This is a genomic window from Corallococcus sp. CA047B, from assembly GCF_003612065.1.
GTDB lineage: Bacteria > Myxococcota > Myxococcia > Myxococcales > Myxococcaceae > Corallococcus > Corallococcus praedator.
Map to the genome: position 1 here is coordinate 1 of NZ_RAWD01000411.1, position 7,023 is coordinate 7,023.

Sequence of the window (7,023 nt, forward strand, 5' to 3'; positions counted from 1 at the left end):
CCGCAAGCCCCGGACCCCCGCCGCGCCCGAAGTCGTCGAGGACGCTCCGACCGAAACCGCCGAAGCCGCGGCGCCCCAGGGCTTCCTCACGCTCGTCACCGAACCTTCCGCCCGCGTGTCCCTGGGAAACCGCTCGCTCGGAGAGACGCCCCTCACCAAGGTCGCCCTCCCGGTGGGCAGGCACACGCTGAAGCTCATGGATGGCACCGGCCGGCCCCTGAAGCTCCTCGTGGAGATCAAACCCGACGACACCACGTCCGTCCGGGTCCCCCTGGAACTGCTGGCCAATCCCTGACAGGCGCTCCCCGCGACTTTCGTCGAGGGCACGCAATCAACCCGCCGGCTCCCGCGTAACCGAGGCATTCGCCGGGACGTGCCTGTACGTCCCGCGCCACGCCTGGAGCCGACCATGAGGATCGCCCCGCTGTCCGTGCTCGCCGCCTGCTGCCTCGCCACCGCCGCCTGTACCGCCCACGCGGAGGACGCCAAGACCCCCTCCAGCGAAGGCTCCGGTGAGACGCGCCAGGTGGAGGACTTCCACGGTGTCTCCGTGGGCCACGGCCTGCACGCCCAGGTGAAGGTGGGCCCCAAGTCCGCCCGCCTGGAAGGACCCGCCGACTCCATCTCCCGCATCAAGCTGGTGGTGGAGGAGGGCATCCTCACCACGCGGGTCGACCGCAAGGGGAGTTGGTGGGGCAACGGGCTGAACGGCAAGGTGCGCCTCATCGTGTCCTCGCCCCGCATCGACCACGTGGAGTCCAGCGGCGGCAGCCACGTGGAGGCCGAGGCCTCCGCGTCCGAGGAGTTCGAGGCCGAGGCCAGCGGCGGCGCCGAGCTCACCGTGCGCGGCGTGGACGCGAAGCAGGTGGAGGCCGAGGCCAGCGGCGGCGCCCAGCTGACGCTCGTCGGCCGCGCGGAGAGGGTGGACGCCGAGGTCAGCGGCGGCTCGCAGCTCCACGCCCGGCAGCTCCAGGGCGTGAAGGAGCTGTCCGTGGAAGCCAGCGGCGGCGCCACCGTGGAGGCCGACGCGCCCGGCACCGTCTCCGGCGATGCGTCCGGCGGCAGCGTCATCAGCCTGTCCGCGCGACCCAAGAACTCCAAGGTCGATGTCAGCGGCGGCTCGCGCGTCGACTACAGCAACTGAAGCCGCCCGAGCAGGCAGGCGACCTGACAGCCAGAAGGTTACCCGGGCCCCGGGGAGTTCCCGGGGCCCGGACAGGCCCCCCACGAAGCAACGAAGCCGCCGCACACCGGACCTCCAAGGTCATCCGGGCGACCGCACTTCTTTCACGCGACCCCGACCCCACGGGGGTGTTGCCAGGCAGACGCGTGAGCACCGTGGACCACGCCCGGGTTCACCGAGCGCTTCACAGTCCCCAAGATATCGGGAGTCCGTCCCAATCCCAAACACCGTCGGTGTCTTTCACCGCACCTGGAGACCCGGGCCCCTCACTGCCTGGACGCTCGCCATCCCGGACTGTCAGTGGAGGTCCGAGCATCCCGATGACGCGGCCTTCCAGTCGCATGCAGCAGGTCGGGTCCATCCAGCCGTTTTGGAAAAGTCCGCAGGGATGGGACTCCCAGTGGAACCGGGTCAGCGGGTCGGGGGGAAGCGGTCCGCGTTCTGACGCTCCACCATCCAGCCTGGGTACTCGGGCGGCAGCTTGGAGACGGTGTCCAGCTTCTCCAACTGCGCGGGGGTGAGGCGCAGCTCGGAGGCGGCCAGGTTGTCCTCCAACTGGGCCTCCGTCTTGGCGCCCAGGATGACGGTGGTGACGTGCGGCTGGTGCAGGAGCCACGCGAGCGCCACGCGGGCCACGGTGGCGTTCTGCTCCTTCGCGATGACGTCCATCACGTCGATGGCGTTGTACGCGCGCTCGCGGTCCACGGGCGGGAAGTCGAAGGCGGCGCGGCGGGAGCCCTCGGGGCCCTGCGAGTCGCGGCGGAACTTGCCGGACAGGAAGCCGCCGGCCAGCGGGCTCCACACCATCAGGCCCACGTTCTGGTCCTTGAGCAGCGGCACGACCTCACGCTCCAGGTCGCGGCCGGCGATGGAGTAGTAGGCCTGGAGCGATTCGAAGCGGGACTGGTTCCGGCTGTCGCTCAAACCCAGCGCCTTCATGAGCTGCCACGCGGCCAGGTTGGACGCGCCCAGGTAGCGCACCTTGCCCTCGCGCACCAAATCATCCAGCGCGCGCAGCGTCTCATCCAGCGGGGTGGCCACGTCGTAGCCGTGGATCTGCAGCAGGTCGATGTGGTCGGTGCCCAGGCGCTTGAGGCTCGCGTGCACGGAGTCGAGGATGTGGTAGCGCGACAGGCCCACCTCGTTCATGCCCGGGCCCATGCGGCCGCGCACCTTGGTGGCCAGCACCACCTGGGAGCGCTTCGGGGCCAGCGCCTTGCCCAGCAGCTCCTCCGACAGGCCGTTCGAGTACACGTTCGCGGTGTCGAAGAAGTTGATGCCCGCGTCCAGGCACCGGCCCACCAGTTTGTCGGCCTCCGCCTGGCCCTGCTGCCCGATGGCCTTCCAGAAGCCCTCGCCGCCAAACGTCATGGCGCCGAAACACAGTTCAGAGACAAACAGGCCGGTGCGGCCCAGAGGGCGGTAGTGCATGTGCGGGTCACCTTGGGTGGAATGGAAGGCGGCCCCTCTTAACGCTGGGCGAGCAACCTCGCCGCAGGAAGGCACGGGATGACGACCCGTTTCGTCGGCTGGGATTTGACCGACCCGTTCGCCCGGGCGCCCCGCCCCGTGGACGAGGCCGTGCTGGATGCGGAGGGCCACGTGCGCTTCTCCCAGCGCGTGTGGCCCCGGGCGGACGCGCGTCATGGATTGGACCCGCAGGCCCTGCGGGAGGCCTTCGCCGTGGGACCCGGGGACGTGGTGGTGGTGGACGGACCGCAGGCGCTGGCGAACCCTGGCAGCCGGGTGCGGGACGCGGAGCGGCGGTTGCGAGCGCCGGGGCGAACCCCGGACGTGTTGCCCCAGCCCGGCCCACCCTTCGCGGGCTTCGTGCGCGGGAGCGTGTTGCTGTTCGCCGCGCTGCGCTGCGGGGCCGGAGTCCCCCTGCTGGACCTGGACACGCCGGAGCCTTCACGGGCGCGCCTGTTCGAGGCCTTCCCCGGCGCGACGTGGCGCACGCTGGCTGTGGAGAAGTTGGGGGGAAAAGCCACGCCGGAGGGACGCGCCCGGCGTCAGGCCCTGCTCGAAGCCGAGGGTCTGCGCTTCGTGGACGGAGGCCCGTGCACGCATGACCAGTTGGATGCCACGGCCTGCGCCTGGCTGGGGTGGCTCACACGCGCGCGGCCCGGGGACGTCACCGCGGTGGGCCTGCCCCTGACGCAGGACCCGGACGGAACGCTGCGCGAAGGGCGCATCCTGGACCGGGTCCAATCCCTCTCAAGACGGTGAGAGGGAATTGCTCCACCTGCGTTCAGGGCTGCTCGGAAGGGGTTCCGGCTGGGGGCACGGTCGCTGATTCCGTTTCCACATCCCCGTCCCACTCCCGCGACAACGTCTCACCGACGGAGCCACGCCGCATCCAGTCCGGCCACTTCGCCACGACGCGCCGGTTGCGTTCCAATGACTCCCAGAACCGCCGGGCTTCTTCCGTGTCCGCAAGCCTGAAAGACATTCAACCCTCTCCTCCGGAACCCACGGGCCCCTGTTTCGCCTGCTTTATCAGTTGGAACAGTTCGTCCAATGCGAGTTGCTCCAACTGGACATAAGCATAGGGGAGCAAGGGGATACGCGGCGAACTCTTCGTGACCGTCTCCTCCAACTTCCGACCTTCCTTGTTCTTCCGGGCCATTGGCCGTCCGGAACTCAGTTGCCAGGGCGATGGAGTCTCCGTGCAGCCGCAGCGCGTGGCTCTTCGGATAGGGTTCGACGAAGTACACCCGCTCGATGCCCGCGGCCACGATGTGCTTGGCGCAGTTGTGACAGGGGAAGGTCGTCGCATACAGGTGTGCACCCTGCGTGGAGACTCCCAGCCGCGCACACGCGGACAAGGCCGCCATCTCCGCATGCACTTCACGGCTGTACTCGGTGATGTCCAGCAATCCCGTATCGGTGAAGAGACTCCGTCCCTCCGCGTAGAGGGCGTCATCCCCCTCCTGTGATTCAGTCCCTGGCTCGAAGCGCTTCTTCACCTTGCGCATGATTCCCACGACGAGCTTCCTCTTGAGGACGTCGTTGGAATCCTCGCCCCGTGCACTGTCACGCTGGTCATGGGAACCGGGCCAGTACTGCCCTCCTCCGTACTGGGGGGCGTCATTCGCGCCGGTGGAGATGACATCTCCCGTCGGGGTGGTGATGACGGCCCCCACCTGCCGCGCGAGGCTGCCGGAGCGCTGCGCGGCGGCGAAGGCCATGAACATCGCGTGCTCCTGCTGTGTGGGCGTCGTCCAGGGGGAGCCGAAGACAAGGTCCAGGAAGCGGAAGGCCTGGCTCCGGGACTCCTCTTCGTTGCCTGTCATGGAGATGAAGACATCCGACAACTCGAAGGTGTCCCGGGCGTGCTGTCCGTGCCCTGCCTTCTCGTTCTCATCCGTCCGGATGAGTTCGCGGGCCTTCTCCTCCGGAATCAGGTGTCGATCCACCAGCTTGCGCAGACGCAGCGACTCCGGCGAGTACACACCCACCAGGAAGAACCCTGGACCGTAGATGCGTCGGAGGGTCCGCACTTCGGCCGGATGTTTCAGTGAATGCACAAGATGGGCGGTCTGCCAGCGAGGGAGGCGATCCTCATCCGTGCCGGAACGGACCCGGAGTTCCGCGATCTGCTGCGCGGCGTAGAGCGCGAAGACGTCGTTGCGCTTTGAGAGACGTCGCAACTCATTGCCCGCCTGGATGCGGCTGGCGATGCGCTCATCCTCCGTCGATCCCTTCAACCCATGATCCAACGACGCCGACTGGAGTGTCTCCAGCAGTCGGGTCACCTTGATGACCTGCGGCTCATAGTTGAAGCGTCGGAGACCTTCTCTCAAGAAGGTCTCCATCCGTTCGAGGTCCGTCCCCAGCGCCCCCACCAGCCCCAGCACGATCTCCGTGCGTTGGTAATCGAGCCCTTCCAGGGTCTCGTCACTTGCTCCGCTCATCCCGCATCCCCCCTGCAATCACAACCCGGGGGATAGCATCCCCTTCCGACATGGGTGCCCGCGAGGCACTCACCCCAGAGAGGTATGCCTCAGCGCCCGCGCACCGGATCCTCGTGATGGTCATGCCCCGGTCCGCCGAAGGTGCCCGGCCAGGGTTCCTCCGCGGGCTGGAGCCCGGGAATGGGGAAGCGCCGGAACCGCGCCTGGCTGTTGGCGAACGGGGGATCGCAGTCCCCGCACGTCTGCGCCCAGTCCATCATCACCACGCTGTCCGGCCCCAGCTCCAGGAACTGCGCGGGGGTCGCCGAGTTGGGCAGCGGGCACTGGAACACCTCACTGCCGTCACGCGCGCTCACCGCGAACATCACCCCCGTGTACCCCTTCATCCCCGTGCCCACCACCACCGTCTCCGGCGGCAGTCCCGTGCGCGTCGTCCAGCTCGCCAGCCGCAGCTCGGAGCCTACCGGTCCCGTCCAGCCCGGGAACGTGTACGTCCACGCCGCCTCCAACCCCGGCACCCCATGCCCCCGCAGCCGCCACTCCTGCGCGCTGTCGTCCAGGGACGGCGACGGGATGAGGCGCTCGGACGTCGCCACCGCGCGGCCCAGCGCCTTGGGGAACGGCTGCGAACCCACCGCCTGCCCGTCCTGCGTGCGCAGCGCCTGCGTGGAGCGCTCGTTGAGCAACAGCCCGTTCACGATGGCCAGCTCGCCCGCGCTGAACGCCTCCGTCTTGCGCCAGCGCGGCACCCCGTCCTGCGAGAACGCCATCAGCAGCGTGGGCGCCCCCGGAAACAGCGGCGCCCCCACATTCAGCGTCTGTCCAAAGGACAGGTACAGATCCCCCGCCGCGTCCGACGCCACGCCGAACGGGTGTGGGTGGTTGCACTCGGAGAGCAGCGGATCGGTGATCTCCTGCGCGGACACCATCCCGCCAAAGGCATCCAACACCACGAGGAAGTACCGCCGGCACAACGTGTCACGTGCGGTGCCTTCCGGATACGCCTCGAAGAGCGCCGCCAGCCGGTCCGGCTGCATCACCCCCAGCCGCGCCATGAACAGCGTCGTCAGCCCCTTCGCGAAGTCCGGCCGCGCGGTCGCCAGGTCGAACGTCCACCGGGGCGCGCCCGTGGCCCTGTCCAACAGCGACACCTGCCCGGACAGCGGCAGGTCCATGCAGAGCAGCCGGTCGTTCCACAACATGCACCGCCGGCCCGCCACGCTCGCCCGCACCGGCACCGGGCCCGCCGCGTCCATCAGCGCCGGCACGAAGAAGCCCACCAGCGTCACATCCCCCGTGGGCCCCACCAGCAGGTCGTGCAGCGCCTCGCCGTTGGAGGCCGCGTCGTACGTCCAATTGGGGGACAGCACCGTCGCGGCCGGGCGCTCGCAAACCGACCCCTTGCACTGCCCCGGTCCCTGGCACGGGCTGGCCGGCGCGCAGATGAAGTTGTCCGGTGGATCGCGCCGCTGGCACGCCCCGTCCAGGCACACGTCCGCCGCGTCGCAGCCGCGCTCCGGGCCGCAGAAGGTGCCGTCCGGCGCGTTCGCCAGCGCGCACCCGAGCTTCGGATCGCACGTGCCCACCTGGCACTTCCCATCCCCCGGACACGGCGGCGCCGGCACCGCCGCGCAGCCGTCCAGCGGGTTGCACACGTCCGTGGTGCACGCGTTGCCGTCGTCGCACACGCGCTCCGTCCCCTTGCACCGCCCCGCCGTGCAGGTGGCGTCCTGGAGGCACGCGTTGCCCGGGTCGCACGCCGTGCCGTCCGGCTCCTCCGCCTCCACGCACGCCTCCGTCACCGGGTCGAACGTGGCGGTGTGGCAGGCCACCGGCGTGGGGCAGGTGGGAATCGGGTTCGCCTGGCCCTGGAGCACCACGGCCACCTCCCCGCCCCCGGGCGCCCGCCCCGTCAGCGTGGCC

General features: G+C 69.5%; 6 protein-coding genes. 3 read left to right on the top strand and 3 right to left on the bottom strand.

Translation table 11 applies throughout. From position 1 onward, the window contains the following. Both D7X74_RS37345 and D7X74_RS37350 read left to right on the top strand, forming a co-directional pair. Nucleotides 1-295: PEGA domain-containing protein (locus D7X74_RS37345; protein ID WP_120537753.1), on the top strand; the 295-nt coding region annotated here is incomplete at its 5' end. A 114-nt stretch (nucleotides 296-409) separates the two neighbouring features. Further along, nucleotides 410-1,144, top strand: coding sequence for a head GIN domain-containing protein (locus tag D7X74_RS37350; protein ID WP_120537754.1), 735 nt, complete (start codon nucleotides 410-412; stop codon nucleotides 1,142-1,144). Nucleotides 1,145-1,594: 450 nt separating this feature from the next. Here D7X74_RS37350 and D7X74_RS37355 read toward each other — a convergent pair whose 3' ends face one another. Then, the gene (locus tag D7X74_RS37355; RefSeq protein ID WP_120537755.1) at nucleotides 1,595-2,614 is read right to left on the bottom strand and encodes an aldo/keto reductase; all 1,020 of its coding nucleotides are present in this window, start codon (nucleotides 2,612-2,614) and stop codon (nucleotides 1,595-1,597) included. Between the two features lie 78 nt (nucleotides 2,615-2,692). Here D7X74_RS37355 and D7X74_RS37360 point away from each other — a divergent pair, with 78 nt between their 5' ends. Continuing rightward, nucleotides 2,693-3,412 carry a DUF429 domain-containing protein gene (locus tag D7X74_RS37360; RefSeq protein ID WP_120537756.1) on the top strand — a complete coding sequence of 240 codons (720 nt, stop codon included), beginning with the start codon at nucleotides 2,693-2,695 and terminating at the stop codon, nucleotides 3,410-3,412. A gap of 107 nt (nucleotides 3,413-3,519) precedes the next feature. On the opposite strand, the gene D7X74_RS37365 is transcribed toward D7X74_RS37360, so the two are convergent. Then, the gene (locus D7X74_RS37365; RefSeq protein WP_120537757.1) at nucleotides 3,520-5,100 is read right to left on the bottom strand and encodes an anti-phage dCTP deaminase; all 1,581 of its coding nucleotides are present in this window, start codon (nucleotides 5,098-5,100) and stop codon (nucleotides 3,520-3,522) included. A gap of 89 nt (nucleotides 5,101-5,189) precedes the next feature. Beyond that, the coding region (locus D7X74_RS37370; RefSeq protein ID WP_120537758.1) for a tenascin-X at nucleotides 5,190-7,023 on the bottom strand (1,834 nt) is incomplete at its 5' end.

Bases quoted from the DNA above. Each gene is read 5' to 3' on its own strand.
- D7X74_RS37355 (WP_120537755.1), bottom strand. From the start codon at position 2,614: ATGCACTACCGCCCTCTGGGCCGCACCGGCCTGTTTGTCTCTGAACTG.
- D7X74_RS37360 (WP_120537756.1), top strand. From the start codon at position 2,693: ATGACGACCCGTTTCGTCGGCTGGGATTTGACCGACCCGTTCGCCCGG.
- D7X74_RS37350 (WP_120537754.1), top strand. From the start codon at position 410: ATGAGGATCGCCCCGCTGTCCGTGCTCGCCGCCTGCTGCCTCGCCACC.
- D7X74_RS37365 (WP_120537757.1), bottom strand. From the start codon at position 5,100: ATGAGCGGAGCAAGTGACGAGACCCTGGAAGGGCTCGATTACCAACGC.